This window comes from Nonomuraea sp. NPDC052129, assembly GCF_040680095.1.
In the GTDB taxonomy this organism is placed as follows: domain Bacteria; phylum Actinomycetota; class Actinomycetes; order Streptosporangiales; family Streptosporangiaceae; genus Nonomuraea.
Genome location: NZ_JBFAVX010000014.1, coordinates 136,122 through 155,423 on the forward strand (window position 1 = coordinate 136,122; position 19,302 = coordinate 155,423).

Genomic DNA, 19,302 nt, shown 5'->3' on the forward strand with positions numbered 1-19,302 from the left:
ACTCCAGAAGGTGGGGGGATCAGCCTTTGGTGGCGCCGAGGGTGATGCCCTTGACGAAGTAGCGCTGGGCGAAGGGGTAGGCGAGCAGGATCGGCCCGATGGCGACGGTGGTCAGGGCCAGGCGGAGCTGGTAGACGGGAGTGGCCGTCTCGGCCAGCTGCGGCAGCATCTGCGTGAAGGAGATGTTGGAGATGAGGTTCTGCAGCACCAGCGGGAGCGGGAACTTGTGCACGTCGTCGATGAACAGCAGCGCCATGAACCAGTCGTTCCAGTAGTGCACGGCGTAGAACAGGCCCACGACGGCCAGGATCGGCTTGGACAGCGGCAACGCGATCGTGAAGAACATGCGCAGCTCGCCCGCGCCGTCGATCTTGGCCGATTCGAAGATCGACTCCGGCAGCTGACGGAAGGCGCTGACCTGGACGAAGACCAGGAAGGGCATGACCAGCAGCGGCAGGATGACCGAGAAGTAGCTGTTCTGCAGGTGCAGATACTGCGTGACCAGTAGGTACAAGGGGACGAGACCGCCGGAGAACAGCATCGGCAGGTAGGAGAAGACGGTCAGCGGCCGGCTGATGCCGGGCACCCGGCGGGCGATCACCCAGCTCAGGCCCGAGGTCACCGCCAGGGACAGCGCCGTGCCCACAACGGTGATGAAGACACTGGCGAGGTAGGCGTCCAGCACCGCGGGACCCGTGAAGATCATTTTGTAGGCGGTGAGATCGAAATCCGGGAAAAGGCTGTATCCGGTCGTGGCCAGCACGGACTCGCTGGTGAACGAGCCCGAGATGATCATCCAGAAGGGGACGGCGCAGGCCAGCACGGCCAGGCCGACGCCGATGATGCTGGAGACGGTGAACGGTTCCAGCTTTCTGCCGCTCATAGGATGCTGGTCTCCTTGGAGTACTTGCGCTGGATCAGCACCGCGATCACCACGAGGATGAAGCCGACGACCGACTGGAACAGGCCGATCGCGCCGGTGGTGCCGAAGTCGCCGAGCTGGCGCAGGGCGCGGAAGACGTAGGTGTCGATGACGTCGGTGTTCTCGAACAGGGTGCCGTTGTCGCCGATGATCGCGTAGATGGTGCCGAAGTCGCCGTAGAAGATCCGGCCGACTCCCAGGACCAGCAGCACCGCGGCGGTGGGCTTGAGCAGCGGCAGGGTGATGCGCCAGGCCATCTGGGCGCGCGAGGCTCCGTCGATCATCCCGGCCTCGTAGACCTCCTCGGGGATGCCGGTGATCGCGGCCAGGAAGATGACGCTGAGGTAGCCGCCGAGCTGCCAGACCTTCACCACGGTGAGGATCCACGGCCACGGCCCCGGCTCGTTGTACCAGTCCACCGTGGGCAGTCCGAGACCGGTCATGGCGTCGTTGACCGCTCCTCCCCCGCCGGAGGCCCCGGCGAGCAGGACCTGCAGGATGATGCTGATCACGACCGGGGAGACGAAGTAGGGGAAGAAGACCACGGACTGGGAGGCCCGCTTGAAGAAGGTGCCGCGGATCTCGTTCAGCATGATCGCCAGAAGAATCCCGGCAGCCAGCGTCGCGCCCAGGAACAGCACGTTGAGGAAGAGCGTGTTGAACAGGATCCGCGCCGCGTCCCCGGACTCCAGGAAGTAGGCGAAGTTCGCCAGCCCGTTCCACGGACTGCCGAAGATCCCCAGGTTGACGTCGAACTCCTTGAACGCCACCACCAGCCCGGCCATCGGCAGGTAGTTGAAGACCAGGAAGAAAGCGACCGCCGGCAGCGCGAGCAGCCCGACCGACCAACCCGTACGGGCCGCCGCCTTGCCACGTGTACGGCGTCCGCGTGCGGGCGGTCCGGAAGGCGGACTCGTCTGAGACTCATGCCTCGTCTGTAGCGTGCTCATCACCTAAGTCCCGTCTGAGGGGCAGCAGCTGACTCTCGAAGTTCGATAGAAACCGGTCGCTGCGAACGCTACGACTGAGTGACGTCTGCCTACAAGGTCGCGTTACAGATACGTTACATATGGGTGTATGTCCTGCTGCGACGTCATCCGTTGACCGGAAGTGGCCGCGCCTCTAGCGTAGAAACCGATGTCTATCGAATGGAGGGCTACCCCCGTGTCCCCACGCCCGAAGGCGCTGTTCGCCATGCGCGAGGAACACCTCGCACTGCTCTTCCCCGCGCCCTTGCTGCGGCGGCTGGACACGCTGGCCGACATCGACGTGACACTGGTCGCCGAGCGCTTCGACGATCCGCGGCTGGACCTGGCCGACACCGAGATCCTCATCACCGGCTGGGGCTGCCCGCCTGTGGACGAGGCGGTGCTGGCCGCCGCCCCCCGCCTGCGGGCCGTGCTGCACGCCGCCGGCTCGGTGAAGGGCCTGGTCACCCCCGCTTGCTGGGAACGCGGCCTGCTGGTCTCCTCGGCGGCCGCGGCCAACGCCGTCCCGGTGGCGGAGTACACCGTCGGCACCATCCTGCTGGCCGGCAAGGGGGTCTTCGCCCTGAGCGAGCGCTACCGGCGCGAACGCGGCTTCACTCTGGCCAAGATCGAGCCCCTGGTCGGCAACAACGGCCGCAGGGTCGGCATCGTGGGCGCCTCGCAAATCGGACGCCGGGTGATCGAACTGCTGGCGCCGTACGATCTAGACATGTGCCTGTACGACCCGTACACGCGGGTTCCCGGAGTGCGGCGAGCCTCCCTCGAGGAGCTGCTGCGTAGCAGCGACATCGTCAGCCTGCACGCGCCCGCCATCCCGGAGACCCGGCACATGCTGGATCGCACCCGGCTGGCGCTGATGCCGGACGGCGCGGTGCTGATCAACACCGCCCGTGGATCGCTGGTCGACACCGACGCGCTGGTCGCCGAGCTGAAGTCCGGACGGCTGTCGGCGATCCTCGATGTCACCGAACCCGAGCCACTGCCGCCCGGCTCACCGCTGTTCGACCTGCCCAACGCCTTTCTCACTCCACACATCGCCGGCTCGCACGGCAACGAGGTGGCCCGGATGGGGACCTTGGTCCTGGACGAGTTGGAACGCCTGACCGCTGGGCAGCCGCTGGCGCACCGGGTGACCGATGACGACCTGGACCGGGTGGCTTGATGAACGTCGATCGTGCCACCGTCCGCGACGTGGCCGCCCGGGCCGGAGTCTCCCCCTCCACGGTGTCCCGGGTGATCAAGGGGGACTACCCGGTCGCCCAGTCCACCAAGACACGGGTGCTGCGGGCCATGCGAGAGCTGGACTACGTGCTCAACGTGCACGCCCGCGCCCTGTCCGGGGCCAGCACCAAGACGGTGGCGTTCGTGCTGGACGACGTCACCGGTCCGTCCTTCGCCTACGTCGCCAAGGGCGTGGAGCAGCAGGCCACCGCCGAGGGACGCCTGTGCATGGTGTGCGCCACGAACGGCGACCCCGCCCGGGAACTGGCCGTGGTCGAGGCCATGCGCGAGCAGCGCGCCGACGCGGTCATCCTGGTCGGCGGCGGCGCGCTGGACGACGCCTACCGCGAACGCATGTCCCACTTCGCCCACGCCCTGGACAAGGCCGGCTCCCGGCTCGTGCTGTGCGGCCGTCCGCCGCTGGGCGACGACGTGCCGACCACCGTGGTCGAGTACGACAACGAGGGCGGCGCCTACGCCATGACCAGCCACCTGCTCTCCCAAGGACACCGGCACATCGCCCTGATCGGCGCCGACCACCCCGGCCAGGCGAGCACGACCAAGCTCGACCGGGTGCGCGGGTTCGTCCGGGCCCACGAGTCGTTCGGGGTGCCCTACGACCCGGATCTGATCGTCCCGGCGGGCTTCGACCGTGCCGACGGACAGACCGCCGCCCGCCGGCTGATCACCCTCGGCGCCCGGTTCACCGCCGTCTTCGCCGCCACCGACATGGTCGCCATCGGCGTGCTCGCCGCACTGCGCGAGGCCGGACTACGCGTGCCCGAAGACGTGTCGCTGGCCGGCTACGACGACATCCCGTTCGCCGCCGACCTCTCCCCCGGCCTCACCACCGTACGCATCCCCACCGAAGAGCTGGGCAGGACCGCGGTCAGGCTCGCGCTCGACCGCCGGCAACCCCAGCACGTCGTCCTGGGCACCCACATCGTGGTCCGAGGCTCGGTCGGTCCCGCCACCCCGCGCTGACCGTACGAGGCACGTCGTCAGGACGGCGGGTCCTCGGAGGCGGGCATCGTGAAGAATCTCAGGAACACCGGCCGCGCTCCCGGTGACGCGTCCTCCTGCGCGCGGCCGAATCTGGACAGCAGTTCCATGTACGCCTCGAAGAACTCGTCGAGTTCTTCCCGGGTCAGGTGAGTGAGCCCGCGGGACGCCTTCGCCCACTCGCCGTATCGCCGATGGTCTCGGAAGAAGCGCCGGGCGAGTTCCAGCTCCTGCTCGACCTTGAACTCGGTGATCTCGTCGAGGAGCTTCTGCGACTCCTCGTCCATCTCACCCGGCGGGGGCCACCTCAGGTCGGCGCTGATCTGGCGCCACCAGCGCTCCTTTCCGGTCGACCGCTCGGGGATCTCCTCGATGAACCCGTTGCGTTCCAGCTGACGCAGGTGATAGCTGAGCGTCCCGGTGTTCTCGCCGAGCGCCCGGCCGAGCGTGGTGGATGTGGCCGGGCCGTTGATGCCGAGATGCCGCAAGATCCGCTGTCGTAGCGGATGGCCGAGCGCCTTGTGCGCACCTGGATCACTGAGCTGCCGGATCGACGGTCTGTTCGCCACGCTGTGAGCCTACCGCGCCCCCCTTCACATTGCAGAATTTTCGCTGCAGCATTTCTTCTGCAATACTCCGTCGCCGTGACCCCCGATGCCGCGACAAGGGGACGCACAGGACACGAGCCCGAGGAGTGACCGAGGATGACATCAGACGAGCACGTATCGAGCCGGCGCTCACTCACCGCCGGGCTTCTGGCCCTGGGTGTGCTCCTGCTGATCGCCGTCGGCGCGATCAGGGACACCACCCCCACCGCGGTGAGCCCGGCCACCGCCCCCGACCGGGAATTCAGCGCGCAGCGGGCCTTTACCCAGGTTGAGCGCTTCGCCGTCAAACCCCACCCCGTCGGCACGGCCGAACACACCCGGGTCCGCGACTACCTGGTCGGCGAGTTGCGGCGATTGGGCCTGCGGCCCGAGGTGCAGGAGGCGGTGGGCGTCTCACCCATCGACGAGCGGGGCGACCCCGTCACCGCCGGGCGCGTCTTCAACATCGTCACCGTGATACCCGGGACGGCTCCCACGGGCCGGGTCTTCGTCACCGCTCACTACGACTCGGTCCCCGAGGGTCCGGGTGCCAACGACGACGGGGCCGGTACGGCGAGCGCGATCGAGACGGCCAGAGCGCTGGTCGCGGACGGTAAACGGCTGCGCAACGACGTCGTGTTCCTCATCACCGACGCCGAGGAGGCCGGGCTCCTGGGTTCGGAGGCGTTCGTCAAAGACCACCCGCTCGCACGGGGGCCGAGCGTGGTGCTCAACAACGAGGCGCGCGGGGCCAAGGGGCCGGTGCTGATGTTCCGGAGCACGGAGTCGAACTCCGGCCTGATCTCCATGTTCGGATCGGCGGCGCCGATGCCCGTGGCCGACTCCGTGTACGCCGAGCTCATGAAACTGCTCAACAACGACACCGACTTCACCGCCTTCAAACCCGGCGGGATGGCCGTGCTGGACTCCGCCTACGCCAACGCGGGCACCCTGTACCACAGCGTTCTCGACGACCCCGCGCACGTCGATCTGGCGGCACTGCAGCAGATGGGCGACAACACGCTGGCGCTCGTGCGCGCGTTCGGCGGCACCGACCTGGCGCGGCTGACCACCGGGAACGACCTGGTCTACTTCAACCTCCCGCCCGGCCTGCTGGTCCGCTATCCGACCTGGGCGGCCACCCTGCTGGGCGCCGTCGCCCCGATGGCGGCACTGGCGCTGATCCTCCTGGCCCGCCGCCGGGGCGGGGTCACCCTGCGGCGTACGCTCCTCGGCACCGCACTCGCCCTGATCCCGATCGGGCTCGGGGTGGCTGTCGGGATCTACTTCTGGGACCTGCTCAAGGCGATCCGGCCCGAACTCAGCGGAACCGCCACCACGACGCCGTATCGGCCGGAGCTGTTGTGGCTCGCCGTACTGATGCTCGCGGGCACGATCCTCATCGCCTGGTACGCGCTGCTGCGCCGTCGCGTCGGCCCCGCCGAACTGGCGCTGGGCATGCTGACCTGCGCGGCCCTGATCGGTCTCGGGCTCGGCCTCGTGTCGCCCGGAGCGTCGCACCTCGCCGCCTGGCCCGCCTTGGGGGCGGCACTGGGCGGGCTGGCCGCACTCCGCTGCCCGCCGCGGTGGCGCGTCCTCATCCTCGCCGCCGGTCTCGTACCGGGCGCCCTGATCCTGCTGCCCAGCGCGTGGAACAGCCTGCCGACGGGCCTGCAGTACGCGGGCTACGCCCCCATGCCGCTGATGATCCTGTTCGGCGGCCTCCTGCTGCCGCTGATCGAGGTGATCTGGCCGCGCAGGCGTTCCCCGCTGATCCCGCTGACCGCGCTGGTCGTCTCCATCGCCCTGGTGGCGGCGGGCCTGCTGGTCGAGCCGATCGACAAGGAGCACCCGCGGCGAACCAGCCTGGCGTACGGCCTCGACGCGGACACCGGCAAGGCCGTGTGGCTGACCTCGAAGGCGCCCGACCAGTGGGCCCGCCGCTATGGCGGCGCCAACGCGACCGGCCAGCTGTCGGAGCTGTGGGGCGGCGGGTCCAAGCTCCTCAGCCCGGCGAAGGCCGCCGCGCTGCCGGCGCCCTCGCTGCGGGTGCTCGCGGACACGACCCAGCAGGGTGTGCGAACCCTGCGCGTCCGGATCCGCTCCGAGCGCGGAGCGGACATGGTCGGCCTGCGGGTGTACGGGGACACCGCGACGCTGACCGTCGAGGGCCGCTCCATCACGCCCGATCCGGCGGGCTTCGTCTTCCACGCCCCGGAACCGGCGGGGGTCGAGGCGTCGCTGACCATAAAGGCTCCCGGCGACAAGGTCCGGCTGCGGGTCACCGATACGAGCCGGAATCCCAGTGAGATGTCCGCGCTTCCAGGCTTCATCGCCCCGCCGGACTGGCTGTTCCTCGGCGACACCAGGATCACCGTCACCAAGGCCTACACCATGTGACGACCCGACCTGGCGATGGCGGCGGCGGTGACCGGGGTGAAGAAGTTGACGAGGTTGCCGTCGGGGTCGCGGAACAGCAGCGACCGGTTGCCCCAGGGCATCGTGGTGGGCTCGGTGACGACGTCGGTGACGAACCCGGTCAGGTTCTGGTGCACGCGGTCCACGTCGTCAACGAGGAACTCGATGATCACGCTGTGGTTGTCGGCCGGGCGGGCGGACCCGGGAGCGAACAGCGGCACCGTGCGGGTACCGGCGATCGCCAGCGTGGCGCTGGAGGTCTTCAGCTCGGCGAAGTCCTCGGTGGACCAGACCGCCCTCACCCCGGTGACCTTCTCGTAGAACTCGACGAGGCGAGCGACATCACCGGTGATGATGCGGATCGAAACGAAGTCCATGGCGTTCCTCCTGAAGTCGTTGAGCCTTGGCGCTTCGCACGCTACGGCCAATACTGGACAGAATCGGTCCACTATCGGCCGTAGGCTCGCAGACATGTCCCGTCCTGCCGGCCGCATGCTCACCCTCCTGGAACTGCTGCAGTCGGGCGGCACCCGGACGATGGCCGAACTCGCCGACCGGCTCGGCGTCGACGGCCGCACCGTGCGGCGGTACGTCGACCAGCTCATCGACCTCGGCATGCCCATCGAGGCAGTGCGTGGCCGTTACGGCGGGTACCGTCTCGGCCGCGGCTACCGTCTGCCGCCACTCATGCTCAACGACGACGAGGCGCTGGCCGTGCTGCTCGGCCTGATCGCCGGTCGGCGTACGGGGTCGGCGACGGCGACCGACACCGCGAGCGAGACGGCGGCGGCCAAGATCCGGCGGGTGCTCCCCGAACGTCTCACCCGCGGGCTCGACACGGTCCTGGAATCCCTCGCCTTCACCAAGCCGTCCGGCGAGCCGGTCACGCCGGACGCCGGGACCCTGCTCACCATCGCCGACGCGGTACGCCACCACCGTCCCGTCTCGCTCAGATACACCGATCGGGACGGCCGGCGCAGCGACCGCACGCTGCACCCGTACGGGATCGTCAACCACTCGGGCCGCTGGTACGTCACGGGCGCGGACCCCTCGATCGGCGAGAACCGGACCTTCCGCCTCGACCGCGTCACAGACGCCAGAACCCTGCCCGGCTCCTTCGAGGTACCCGCCGGACCGGACCCGGCGCAGCGTGTCCTGTCCGGGTTCGCCACGGCCTCGTACCGATACGAGGTGACCTTGCGGATACACGGGACGGTCGAGCAGATCCGCGCCCGCCTTCCCGCGAGCCTGGCGGAGATCTCCCCCACCGCGGACCAGGATCCGGCGGCCGAGCGGTGGCTACGCGTCGAACTGCGGGCCGAACGGCTCGACTGGCTGCCCGCGGTGCTCGCCACGCTCGACCGGCCGTTCGTCATCGAGCGTCCTGACGAACTACGCGACCTCGTCGTCGCGCTCGCCGACCGGCTCGCCTCCCACGCCCGCCGAACCTGACTACCCTCCACGCCCCCGGCGTGGATCGGTTCAGCTGGTCACCCCAGCGGGCGTGCTGCGTGCAGGGCGGCGAACCAGCGGCCCTGCTCCTGCCAGCTCTCGGCGAGGTCGAAGCCGCTGGATTCGGCGAGCCGGCCGATGTCGTCGGCCGACACCACGGCCCAGGCGAACCAGTCGCCCGCGATGTCGGCACGGCGCAGCCGGACGCGGTCGACCCGGCTGGTCACGCCCGGGGGTTCGACCTCGGCGACAACCTCGCCGCCTGGCCGTATGAGCTCGCGTACCCGGCGCAGCAGGACACGTGGATGTCCGCCGATGCCGATGTTGCCGTCGGCGAGCAACGCGGTCTGCCAGCTTCCCGTCCGGGGGATCACGTCGAAGACGCTCCGGAGCAGCGCGTAGCCACCCGCTCGCCGGGTCAGGTGTACGGCGCGCGGCGCGATGTCGATGCCGAGAGCGTGCACGCCCCGATGGTTCAACGCGACGGTCAGCCGGCCGGGCCCCGATCCGATGTCGAGTGTGGGGCCAGCGCACCGGCTCAGCATCGCCTCGTCACCGTCGATCGGCTCGAACCAACTGGCCACGTTCAGCGGCCGACGTGTCCCGTCGGCGTGCTCGATCTCAACGGTGGCGCCGGACAGGGCCTCGGCGTAGATCTCGCCTATCATCGGCGCGCGCCCGCCTCGGTCGGCAGCGTCACCCTGGCCCGCGGTGTCAGCTGGGCCAATGGCGCCACCCCAGCCAGCGGTGTCACCTGCGCCGAAGGCGGCGCCACCTCGGCCAGTGTCGCCGCGAAGCGGGAGCCGGGAGCTTCGGTGGCGACGTGGAAGGCGTCGGCCGCGGTGTCGATGTCGGTCAGCTCGGGCAGGTGCCGAACGCTCAGGCCGGCTTCCGCGAGCCGGTCGAGCTGGGCGCGGCCGGTGTACGCCTGGGACATGGCCACCCCGAGGAGCAGGCGCGGATCGGGCCGCCGCAGGCCGAGCAGCCAGAAGCCGCCGTCGGCCGCCGGGCCGTAGACCGCGTCGTGCTCGACCAGGGCGCTGGTGGCCGCGTCCAGCAGGGCGGGGCTGACCTGCGGGGTGTCCATGCCGATGAGCACGACCGGCTCGGGGCGCAGCCGGTAGGTATCGGCGAAGGCGGCGGCCAGGCGCTCGTCCAGGCCGTTCCCGCGCTGCGGGATGACCACGAAGCCGTCGGGCAGCCACCTGCCGGGCAGTCCGTCCAGGGCCAGGACACGTTGGGTGGCGGGCGCCCGTGCCACGGTGGTCAGGCTGTCTTCCAGCGACGCCTCGGCCAGGCGGGCCGCCTGGCTCGGCGTGAACGGTGGCGTCAGGCGGGTCTTGACGCGGCCCGCGACTGGTTCCTTGGCGATGACCACGAGCTGCGCCGCCCCTGGAGTGATCTTCATGGTCCGACAGTAGGGCCGGTGACCTGGGGCGACTCTTACGGGGTTGTTACGGATGGCTGTCTCTTACGCCGTCTCTTACGGGGTTGTTACGGGTCGCCGTGGCGACGACCCCAACCGGGCAGAGGGTGACACGCTCGGTTCGTGAGCAGATACACGGTGTTCGCCGGCGCGACGCTTGTCGCCCTGGTGCTCGTCCTGATCAGGATGGCGTTGGGCGGGCCCGGCCTGCTCAACTGGTACCTGCTGGCATGGGGGCTGTTCGCGGCCGCCTTCTGGTGGGCGCGCAAGGTGCCGAAGCGGGAGCTGACCCTGCTGGTCGTGGCGGGCGGAATCGTGGTGACCGCCACTGGCCTGGTCGCGCCGCCGAGCACGAGCACCGACTCCTTCCGGTACGCGTGGGACGGCCGCGTGCAGGCGGCCGGGCACTCGCCGTACGACTACGCTCCCGCCGATCCGGCGCTCGGCCCGCTGCGCGATGACTGGCTCTTCCCCGATGACTGCACCGCGCCCGGCCTCGCCCACCTGACGGAGGGAGTCTGCACGCGCATCAACAGGCCGCTCGTGCACACCATCTACCCGCCGCTGGCCGAGGGCTATTTCCGGCTGGTGCACTGGTTGTCGCCGGATGGGGCGCGGCACAAGCCGTACCAGGTGGGTGGCGCGCTGATGGCGATCGCGGTGCTGCTGGCACTGCTGCGATGGACCGGCGTCAGACAGGCCGCGTGCTGGGCGTGGTGCCCGGCCGTGCCCGCGGAGGCGGTCAACAACGCGCACGTCGACATGCTGGGCGTCCTGCTGGTGGTGCTCGCCTTCTGCGTGGTCCGGGGCAGAGGAGCGCTGCTCGGCGCCGGGATCGCGGCCAAGCTGCTGCCGGCCGTCACGCTTCCCGGCGCGCTGTCCGGGGTGTTGCGCGACGGGGTCGCCTGGCGGCGTGTCCTGGCCGTCGTGCTGCCCGCCGGGGCCGTCGTCGTGCTGGCCTATCTGCCGTATGTGCTCGCCTCGCGGGCTTCCGTGCTGGGCTACCTGTTCGGCTACCTCCAGGAGGAGGGCTACGAGGCGCCGTCGGCGAGACAGCGGTACGGGGTGTTGCGGCTGGTCATGCCGGATTCCTGGACGCCGTTCGCCGCCGTCGCCGTCCTGGGGCTGGTGGTCTGGCTGGTGCTATGCCACGGTGACCCGAACCGCCCGTGGGCGGGGGCGCTGCTGGTCAGCGGATCGCTCCTGCTCCTGCTGACTCCGGCCTACTCCTGGTACGCGCTCCTGGTCGTCGCGCTGGCCGCCATGGACGGGCGATGGGAGTGGCTGGGCGTGGCGCTGGCCGGCGCGGTCGCCTACCTGTTCGGGCCGTCCACCCTGGCCTATGCGCTGGCCACGGTGGGGGTGGTCGCGGGCTGGGCCGTACGACAGAGGGCTCGTCGCCGCCGTCATCCGTCTCGCAGGACGGCTCGCATATCGGAGATCGCCCGAACGGTCCCGCGAACAGTCCCAGTGACCTTCGACCGCCCGCGACGGGCCAGGTAGTCGATGTCGACCTCGGCGATCCGCCACCCGGCGCCCGCCGCCCGCAGCACCATCTCCAGCGGGTAGCCGAATCTGCGGTCCCGCAGCCCGAGCGCGAGGAGTTCGGCCCGGCGGCAGGCCCGCATCGGCCCCAGGTCATGCAGGGCCGCACCGGTACGGCGGCGCAGCTTCGCGGCCAGCACCGCGTTGCCCAGCCTGGCGTGCAAGGGCCACGACGCGCCAGGCCGGCGCACCCTCCTGCCGAGCACCAGATCGCTCTCCCCGCCCAGGACCGGGGCGACGACCTCGGGCAACTGCCGTGGATCGAGGGAAGCGTCGGCGTCCATGAAGCAGACCAGCTCGGACGTGGCGGCCAGCAGCCCCGCGTGGCAGGCCGCCCCGAACCCGCGCCGCGGCTCGCTCACCACCAGCGCGCCCAGCTCTGCGGCGATCTTCGCCGAGGAGTCGGTGGAGCCGTTGTCGGCCACGATCGGGCGGTAGCCCGGCGGCATCCGTTCGAGCACCCAGGCGAGGGCAGCCTCCTCGTTCAGGCAGGGCAGCACTACATCGATGGTCGTTGTCATGGCGTCCCCAGAGCGGCGGTGGCGAACTCCTTCATGCCGGTCTCGAAGCCGATCTCGGCCTCAAAGCCGAGTTCGGCGCGAGCACGGCCGGGCGCGGCGACGATGTGCCGTACGTCGCCCAGCCGGTATTCGCCGGTGACGACGGGCTCGGGCCCACCGCGCTCCGCCGCCAGGGCGGCGGCCATCTGCCCGACGGAGTGCGGGACGCCGCTGGCGATGTTGTACGCGACCAAGCCACCCGCGACCGGCTCGGCCTCGGCCGCCGCCAAGTTCGCTCGCGCCACGTCGCGCACATGCACGAAGTCGCGCATCTGACAGCCGTCCTCGAACACCCGGGGCGCCCGTCCGGCTTCCAGCGCCGACCTGAAGATGGCGGCGACACCCGCGTAGGGCGTGTCGCGCGGCATCCGCGGCCCGTACACGTTGTGGTATCTCAGCGCCACCGCGCTCCCGCCGGTCTCCCTCGCCCAGTTCGCGGCCAGGTGTTCCTGGGCCAGCTTGGTCGTGGCGTAGGCGTTGCGCGGGTCCATCGGCGCGTCCTCTCCGATCACGGCCGAGCGCACCGCCTCGCCGCAGACAGGGCAGGACGGGTCGAACCGCCCCCGCTCCAGGTCGGCCACCGAGCGCGGGCCGGGCCTGACCCGGCCGTGTTCGGCGCAGTCGTAGGCGCCTTCGCCGTAGACCACCATCGAGGAGGCCATCACCAGCCGTCCGATGTGCTGCTTGGCCATCGCGGCCAGCAGCACGGCGGTGCCGTACACGTTGACCGAGGCGTAGTCCGGCAGGTCGGCCACATTCACGCCGAGCCCGACCTTCGCCGCCTGATGCACCACCAGATCCACCTCGGGCAGCAACCGGTCCAGGGTCTCCCGGTCGCGAAGATCGGCTCCGTCGCGCAGATCGAGTCCCGACACCTCATGCCCGGCGGCCTCGAATGACGCGACGACATGACTTCCAATGAAACCGGCCGAACCGGTGACCATCACCTTCACCTCACCGACAGTAATGATCGGACCCGGTCGGCCGAAGGAGGCGAGCACTGACGTTCGCAACCTGTAAGAACCTTGAGGAGAAAGCCGATCGTGGCGTTACCGATGAGAAGGAGCGCACGGACGGGTGCCGGCGAGGAAACCCAGGTTCCTTGGGATGTGGAAAATTACATGGTCATCCCCACCGGGACTCCGGCAAGCTCCGCGCAGGCACCGCCATCTGAGCGACGTCCTAGAACGAGGGCCCGAAATGACTATCCGAGATTCCCCCCTGGCTGTTACGGCATCCGCCGAACCAAATCGACGGCGCCGTCATGGGCGGTCCGGCCACCAAGCCGCTGCCAGAGGTACAGATCAAGGTCGACGGGGACACGATCTCACTTGCCTGAAAGCTCACTCGCCTGAAAGCTCACTCGCCTGAAGCTGGCAGACCGCCGCGTTCCATCACCGACCGGTCCCTCAGGGCACTGGACCGTACCATCTGAAAGGTTTATGCAAGTGACCGAGATGGAGTCGGGATCGGGACGCAAGATGTGCTTTCCACATTCGTGGCCGCAGGAAGGTTCACCATGACAACCTCGGAGATCGAGCACCGCGATAGTTCGGCGGATCTCATCTCGGTGCTGGACGCGCGCACGCCCAAGACCGGCGGCAACGACGGCGGCTGGCCCGGTCTGACTCTTTACCGTTTCACCGAGCCGGTGGCTCCCGCCTGGGAGGAGATCCAGTCACTGTCGCTCGGGATCGTTTCGCAGGGCAGCAAGGCAGTGATCGTGGATGGCAACCGCTACGTCTATGACCCGCTCCATTACCTTGTGCTCGGCGGTAACCTGCACTTCCAGGCCGAGATCCTGCAGGCCAGCCCCCGCGAGCCGTTCCTGTCCTTCGTGCTGGAGATCGACCCGGCGCTGGTGCGAAAGGTCTCCACCGGCATGCTCGGCCGGCGCTCCAGCGCGTTCGGCGCGGATTCGGAGCAGGGCGAGGCCGACCGGTGCGTCGTCTCCCCCCTCGATCCGGAGCTCATGGCGGCGGTCCTGCGGTTTCTGCGCTCGCTCGACAGCGGCGCCGATCGACGGGTCCTGGCACCGATGTGCGTGGAGGAGATGGTCTATCGCGTGTTACGCCGCGAGCAGTTCTCCCGGATGCTGCACCTCGCGGCCAGGCAGGCCGCGCGCACCCCGATCTCCGCCGCGCTCACGTTCGCCCGAGCGCATTACGCGGAGCCGTTGACGGTCAATGACCTGGCCAAACAGGTGGCCTTGAGCCCGTCCGCGTTCTCGGCCTTGTTCCGCGAGGCCACCGGCCGCACGCCGTATCGGTTTCTCAAGGACTACCGGCTCGACCGGGCGCGCGAGCTGCTTGTCGACCGCCGGATGACGGTCTCCGAAGTGTCCCGTCACGTGGGCTACGCGAGCGTTTCGCATTTCATCAAGGAATTCCGCAACCGCTTCGGCGATACACCGGCGGCCTACGTCGACGCGCACAACCTGGAGGCAGAGCTGCGCAGGATGCGCTCAGACGTCGAGTAGGGCCGGATCCCCGCCCACAGCAGCGCGGACCGGCCGCGCTGACCGCCTAGAGTCACGGATTTCCTATACGGGTTTAGCGTCATAAACTCATCCCGCGCAGGGTGGGTACGTGCGACCGTGGCCCGCACAGTCGGCGATCCGTCATATCAATCCAGGGGGTTGGCAGGCGTGGCTGTGCCAGTTCGTCCGGGGGGCGGCGAGGCCGGGCCGGCCTCCGGGGTACGTCTGCAGATTCTCGGTCCGTTGCGACTTTGGCGTGATGGTGTCGAGCTGGATTCCGGCCCCCGGCAGCAGGCCTACCTGCTTGCGCTGCTCCTGGCCCGTGAGGGCCGGCTGATCAGCACGAGCGAGCTGGTCGAGCTGATCTGGGACGGCGGCGATCCCGCCAGTGCCGTCAACGTCATCCACAAGTATGTCGGCGCGCTGCGGCGATTACTCGAGCCCGCGCTCCCGATCCGCGGGACCGGCTCGTACCTGCGGCGGAAGGGTAACGGGTATCTGTTCATCGCCGGGACCGGCATGCTGGATCTGGTCGTCTTCCGGCAGCGTGTCCAGGCCGCCGGCGCGGCACTCGCGGAGCAGCGGCGCGAGGCGGCGCTGGACTCTTACGTGGCGGCGTTGGAGCTCTGGCAGGGCTCCGCCGGCGAGGGGCTGGCCTACGGGCCGGCCGCGATGTCGATCTTCGCGGGGCTGGATGACGAGTTCTTCGCCGCGTGCGCGGCGGCCGCCGAACTCGCGATGTCGCTGGGCCGCCCGGAGCGCGTGCTGCCACACGTGCAACTGGCCGCCTCGATGGCGCCGCTGCACGAGCCCGTGCAGGCGAGCCTCATCTCCACCCTGGGCGCCGCCGGCCAACAGGCGCAGGCGCTGGCGGCATACCGAACGGTCCGTACCCGTCTGGTCGAGGAGCTCGGCATCGATCCCGGCCCGGCGTTGCGGGCCGCGCACCGGCGGGTGCTGAGCGAGACTTCGACGATGGCCGATGGGCAGCCGTTGACAACGGGGCAGACGGCCGCGGCATCCGAGACGCAGCCTGCTGGTGGCCTGGTCGGCCGGGCCGAGGAACTCGCGGTGCTCCGGCAGGCGGCGGAGTCGGCGATGGCCGGAGGCAGAGGGCTCGTCGTCGTCGATGGCGAGCCGGGGGTGGGCAAGACCCGCCTGCTGGAGGAGATCGCCGCCGAGGCGGATCGGCGTGGTGCGCTCGTCGTCTGGGGCCGGTGCCTGGAGGGCGAGGGAACGCCGTCGATGTGGCCGTGGGTGCAGGTGGTCGGCACGGTCCTGGAGGCGCTGCCCACGGCGGCGCGGGCGAAGTGGCTCTCCGGCGCGCTCGGCCGGCTCGTCGACCCGCGCGAGCACGGCATCGACGCGCCGACGTTGTCGGAAGGCGGCGCCCAGTTCCGCCTGTTCGAACGGGTCGTGGCCGCCATCGGCGAGCTCTCGGCGCGGCGGCCGGTGCTGCTCGTCATCGACGACCTGCAGTGGGCCGACGTCGCCTCGCTGCATCTGTTCAGCCATCTGGCGGCCCGGCTGCCGGGTGGCGCCGTGATCATCGGGGCGCTCCGCGACCGCGCGCCCGTGCCCGGCACGGAGCTGTCGCGGATGCTCGCCGCGGCGAGCCGGGTGTCCGGCCAGCGCCGCGTCCACCTCGGCCCGCTCAACCTGGCCGAGGTGACCGAGATCGTCCGTGGCGAGATCGGCCAGGTTCCCGGCCCGGACGCCGCCAGCGGCATCCACGCCCGAACCGCCGGCAACCCGTTCTTCGTCCGGGAACTGTCCCGGCTGCTCGCCGACGGCGGCGTGCTGACCGCTGACGCTGTGGCCCGGGCAGGAGTGCCGTCCACCGTGCGTGACGTCGTGCGCGACCGGATGGCCGGTCTCGACGACGGTGCCCGGGGCCTGCTCCAGGTCGCCGCGCTCATCGGCCGGGACGTCGACCTCCGCCTGCTCACCCGCACCGCCGGCCTCGACGTCCCGACCTGCCTGGACCGCCTCGAACCGTTGGAGGCGCTCGGCCTGCTCGGGCCGGCCCTCGATGACCCGTACTCGTTGCGTTTCGCGCACGACCTGGTCCGCGAGTCGGTCGCCGGGACCACGCCGCGGCGGCGCACGCCCCGGCTGCACCTGAGCGTCGCGGACGCGCTGGAGGGCATCGGCTCCGAGGGCGAGGCCGTCGCCGAGCGCCTGGCCTACCACCTGTGGGCGGCCGGCCCGCTGGCGGACCCGGCCCGGACCGCGGGGGCCCTGGTGCGCGCGGGCCGCCGCGCGGCGGCCAAGTCCGCGTTCGAGGCCGCCGAGCGGCAGCTGCGGATGGCCGCGCAGGTCGCGCGGACGGCGGGCCTGGCCGAACTGGAGTTGTCCGCGCTGTCGCAACTCACCGCGGTCGTCGGGATGCGTTCGATGTACGGGGCCGCAGCACTCGAACTGCTGGAACGCGCCGAGCACCTGGCCCGTGACCTCGGCCGGGAGCTGGAGGCCACCGACTTCCTCTTCTCCCGCTGGGTCGTGCACGCTCAGGGCATCCAGCTCGACCGCAGCGGCACGCTGGCGCGCCAGTTGCTCGATCACGGCCAGGCGTCCAGCGACCCGATCGTGTACGCGTACGGCCTGGAAGCCTGGGGCCTTCACCAGTGGGACGTGGGCAACATCGGGGAGGCTTTCCGCTTCCTGAACAAGTCCCACCAGATCATGCTGAACGGCCTCGCCAGGCGCGAGGAGAACCCGGTCCGGCACGACCTGCAGCTGCTCATGGCCGGAATGCTCGCGGAGATAACCGCGCTCCACGGTGACGTCGAAACAGGGCGGGCGCTGCTCGACACGCTGGAGACCGAGACGGGCGACGCCACTTACGCGGTGACGATCTGGTCCGCCATCGCCGTGCGGATGGCAGCGATCACCGGCGACCCGGCCGAGGCGTTCCGCGCGGCGGAGCGGGGGATCGCCGTGGACCCCGAGTTCTCCTTCGTCTTCCTCGGCACCTACCAGCGGCTGGCCCGGTGCTGGGCGCAGGCCATGACCGGCGACGACCCGGCCGGCGCCGCGGCGGAGGCCGAGCGGATCATCGTCGCGCACCTCGTCGACCCGCCGCTCTCGTGCGTCGCCACTTGGTACGGGCTGCTCGGCGAGATGCGCCTCGCCGCCGGGATGCCGGCCGAGGCCGCCGCGGCTCTGGACCGGGCCGACTATTACCTCGACGCCTACGGCCAGCGCTACTCGGAAGGGCTGATCCTGCTGCTGCGAGCGCGGCTGCTGCAGGCTCTCGGCGAGCCCGTCGCGGACGTCCGGGCCGCCGCCGAGAAGGCCCGGGCGTTGTCCGCCGAACGTGCGGCCCACCTGTTCGCCCGCCGCGCCGAAGAGTTTCTGGCGGAGCTCGGCGAGGAGTCGACCGGCCACTGATCGCGCCGTCCTGAGTCCAGTGCGTTTCACATCTCATCAACAAGGGTGTGCGCGCGGGTTTCACTTGCCGTCCAGTAGCTGTCAAGCGCGTACCTCGTATGTTTCCGACATAGGCGACGAACGACACGAGGAGCGGGAACCGTGAAGGTTTTGATCGTGCTGACCTCGCATGACCAGCTGGGTGACACCGGGCGCAAGACCGGGTTCTGGCTGGAGGAGCTTGCCGCGCCGTACTACCACTTCAAGGACGCCGGGTGGGAGATCACGCTGGCCTCACCGAAGGGCGGGCGGGCGCCTTTGGACCCGAAGAGCAACGAGGAGCGGTTCAAGACCGACCAGACCCGCCGGTTCGAGGCCGATGCCGACGCCGAGGGTCAGCTGGACCAGACGGTACGGCTGGAGTCGGTGTCGGCCGACGACTTCGACACGGTCTTCTACCCGGGCGGGCATGGCCCGCTATGGGACCTGGCCGAGGACGAGGCGTCGATCAGGCTGATCGAACGGATCGTCGACACGGGCAAGCCTCTCGCGATGGTGTGCCACGCGCCGGGCGCGCTGCGTCACGCCAAGAAGCCGGACGGCACCCCGCTGGTGGCCGGCCGCGAACTGACCGGCTTCACCGACAGCGAGGAAGAGGCCATGGGCCTGACCAAGGTCGTGCCCTTCCTGGTGGAAGACGAGCTCATCGCCAAGGGCGCCGACTTCTCCAAGGCCGGCGACTTCGAGTCGTACGTGGTGACCGACGGACTACTCATCACCGGACAGAACCCCGCCTCCTCCGGACCCGCCGCACTCGAGCTGATCGCACTGGTCGGCAAGAGCGCGGCCTAGCCCTCCTTTCAACTCACGGATGAGGAACCACAGATGAGCGACGGCACCGCACCCTCCTTCGCCGGCCTGGCCCATTTCGCCTTCACCGTCAGGGATCTCGAGGCCAGCGTGGCGTGGTACCAGAAGGTCTTCCAGGCCGAACTCGTGAACGGCAAGCTTCCCCACTACGGCCGCGAGTGGACCGGATACGCGGAGCTCGTCATCGAGCCCCGCACCGGCCTGGCCATCGGCCTGCACCACAACGTGGCCAACCAGGGCGAGGAGTTCGACGAGGTCCGCACCGGCCTCGACCACATCTCCCTGAAAGTGGACGGCCGCGAAGGACTGCTCGCCTGGTCGGAATGGCTCGACAGGCTCAGCGTCGCGCACTCCGGCATCCAGAGCGTGAAGGAGCCCTTCGTCTACTCGGTAGTCATCTTCCGGGACATCGACAACATTCAGCTTGAGGTCATGGCCGTCGGCGTCTGACGCGGTCCT

At 69.8% G+C, this 19,302-nt stretch carries 17 protein-coding genes; 9 read left to right on the forward strand and 8 right to left on the reverse strand.

The window, feature by feature from the left end; genetic code table 11:
- Positions 1–19: 19 nt before the first annotated feature.
- Positions 20–883, reverse strand: coding sequence for a carbohydrate ABC transporter permease (locus AB0L53_RS29040; RefSeq protein ID WP_364000178.1), 864 nt, complete (start codon positions 881–883; stop codon positions 20–22).
- The gene (locus AB0L53_RS29045; protein ID WP_364000181.1) at positions 880–1,872 is read right to left on the reverse strand and encodes an ABC transporter permease subunit; all 993 of its coding nucleotides are present in this window, start codon (positions 1,870–1,872) and stop codon (positions 880–882) included. The genes AB0L53_RS29040 and AB0L53_RS29045 overlap by 4 nt, the downstream gene beginning before the upstream one ends.
- 214 nt (positions 1,873–2,086) lie before the next feature.
- On the opposite strand from AB0L53_RS29045, the gene AB0L53_RS29050 reads away from it, so the two are divergent.
- Together AB0L53_RS29050 and AB0L53_RS29055 are read left to right on the forward strand one after the other, a co-directional pair.
- The gene (locus tag AB0L53_RS29050) at positions 2,087–3,073 is read left to right on the forward strand and encodes a hydroxyacid dehydrogenase (RefSeq protein WP_364000184.1); all 987 of its coding nucleotides are present in this window, start codon (positions 2,087–2,089) and stop codon (positions 3,071–3,073) included.
- Positions 3,073–4,116 carry a LacI family DNA-binding transcriptional regulator gene (locus tag AB0L53_RS29055; protein WP_364000187.1) on the forward strand — a complete coding sequence of 348 codons (1,044 nt, stop codon included), beginning with the start codon at positions 3,073–3,075 and terminating at the stop codon, positions 4,114–4,116. The genes AB0L53_RS29050 and AB0L53_RS29055 overlap by 1 nt, the downstream gene beginning before the upstream one ends.
- Positions 4,117–4,133: 17 nt before the next feature.
- Here the strand turns inward: AB0L53_RS29055 and AB0L53_RS29060 are convergent, their stop codons facing one another.
- On the reverse strand, positions 4,134–4,703 hold the full coding sequence (locus tag AB0L53_RS29060; RefSeq protein WP_358552507.1) for a helix-turn-helix domain-containing protein: 570 nt from the start codon (positions 4,701–4,703) through the stop codon (positions 4,134–4,136).
- A 135-nt stretch (positions 4,704–4,838) separates the two neighbouring features.
- On the opposite strand from AB0L53_RS29060, the gene AB0L53_RS29065 reads away from it, so the two are divergent.
- The gene (locus tag AB0L53_RS29065; RefSeq protein WP_364000190.1) at positions 4,839–7,121 is read left to right on the forward strand and encodes a M20/M25/M40 family metallo-hydrolase; all 2,283 of its coding nucleotides are present in this window, start codon (positions 4,839–4,841) and stop codon (positions 7,119–7,121) included.
- Here AB0L53_RS29065 and AB0L53_RS29070 read toward each other — a convergent pair.
- Positions 7,109–7,516, reverse strand: a complete 408-nt coding sequence (locus tag AB0L53_RS29070) for a VOC family protein (protein WP_364000193.1) — start codon at positions 7,514–7,516, stop codon at positions 7,109–7,111. The genes AB0L53_RS29065 and AB0L53_RS29070 overlap by 13 nt on opposite strands.
- Before the next feature lie 94 nt (positions 7,517–7,610).
- Between AB0L53_RS29070 and AB0L53_RS29075 the strand changes: the two genes are divergently transcribed.
- Positions 7,611–8,591, forward strand: coding sequence for a YafY family protein (locus tag AB0L53_RS29075; RefSeq protein WP_364000196.1), 981 nt, complete (start codon positions 7,611–7,613; stop codon positions 8,589–8,591).
- A gap of 38 nt (positions 8,592–8,629) precedes the next feature.
- Here the strand turns inward: AB0L53_RS29075 and AB0L53_RS29080 are convergent, their stop codons facing one another.
- Both AB0L53_RS29080 and AB0L53_RS29085 read right to left on the reverse strand, forming a co-directional pair.
- Positions 8,630–9,259 carry a methyltransferase domain-containing protein gene (locus tag AB0L53_RS29080; protein WP_364000199.1) on the reverse strand — a complete coding sequence of 210 codons (630 nt, stop codon included), beginning with the start codon at positions 9,257–9,259 and terminating at the stop codon, positions 8,630–8,632.
- The gene (locus AB0L53_RS29085) at positions 9,256–9,999 is read right to left on the reverse strand and encodes a TIGR04282 family arsenosugar biosynthesis glycosyltransferase (RefSeq protein WP_364000201.1); all 744 of its coding nucleotides are present in this window, start codon (positions 9,997–9,999) and stop codon (positions 9,256–9,258) included. Before AB0L53_RS29085 ends, AB0L53_RS29080 begins: the two co-directional genes overlap by 4 nt.
- Before the next feature lie 141 nt (positions 10,000–10,140).
- Here AB0L53_RS29085 and AB0L53_RS29090 point away from each other — a divergent pair, with 141 nt between their 5' ends.
- Complete coding sequence (locus AB0L53_RS29090; RefSeq protein ID WP_364000204.1) at positions 10,141–11,520, forward strand: glycosyltransferase 87 family protein; 1,380 nt, start codon at positions 10,141–10,143, stop codon at positions 11,518–11,520.
- Here AB0L53_RS29090 and AB0L53_RS29095 read toward each other — a convergent pair.
- Both AB0L53_RS29095 and AB0L53_RS29100 read right to left on the reverse strand, forming a co-directional pair.
- A complete protein-coding gene (locus tag AB0L53_RS29095; RefSeq protein ID WP_364000207.1) occupies positions 11,424–12,083 on the reverse strand; it encodes a glycosyltransferase family 2 protein in 660 nt (219 codons plus the stop codon). The genes AB0L53_RS29090 and AB0L53_RS29095 overlap by 97 nt on opposite strands.
- Complete coding sequence (locus AB0L53_RS29100; protein WP_364000464.1) at positions 12,080–13,066, reverse strand: NAD-dependent epimerase/dehydratase family protein; 987 nt, start codon at positions 13,064–13,066, stop codon at positions 12,080–12,082. Before AB0L53_RS29100 ends, AB0L53_RS29095 begins: the two co-directional genes overlap by 4 nt.
- 626 nt (positions 13,067–13,692) lie before the next feature.
- Here AB0L53_RS29100 and AB0L53_RS29105 point away from each other — a divergent pair.
- From AB0L53_RS29105 to AB0L53_RS29120, 4 genes are all read left to right on the forward strand, one after another.
- Entirely contained in the window at positions 13,693–14,601 is a 909-nt protein-coding gene (locus tag AB0L53_RS29105) for an AraC family transcriptional regulator (RefSeq protein WP_364000210.1), read from the forward strand.
- A gap of 243 nt (positions 14,602–14,844) precedes the next feature.
- Complete coding sequence (locus AB0L53_RS29110) at positions 14,845–17,994, forward strand: BTAD domain-containing putative transcriptional regulator (protein ID WP_364000213.1); 3,150 nt, start codon at positions 14,845–14,847, stop codon at positions 17,992–17,994.
- A gap of 141 nt (positions 17,995–18,135) precedes the next feature.
- Complete coding sequence (locus AB0L53_RS29115) at positions 18,136–18,825, forward strand: type 1 glutamine amidotransferase domain-containing protein (RefSeq protein ID WP_364000216.1); 690 nt, start codon at positions 18,136–18,138, stop codon at positions 18,823–18,825.
- Positions 18,826–18,858: 33 nt separating this feature from the next.
- Positions 18,859–19,293 (forward strand): VOC family protein, encoded by a 435-nt coding sequence (locus AB0L53_RS29120; RefSeq protein WP_364000219.1) that lies wholly within the window; start codon positions 18,859–18,861, stop codon positions 19,291–19,293.
- Positions 19,294–19,302: the final 9 nt, after the last annotated feature.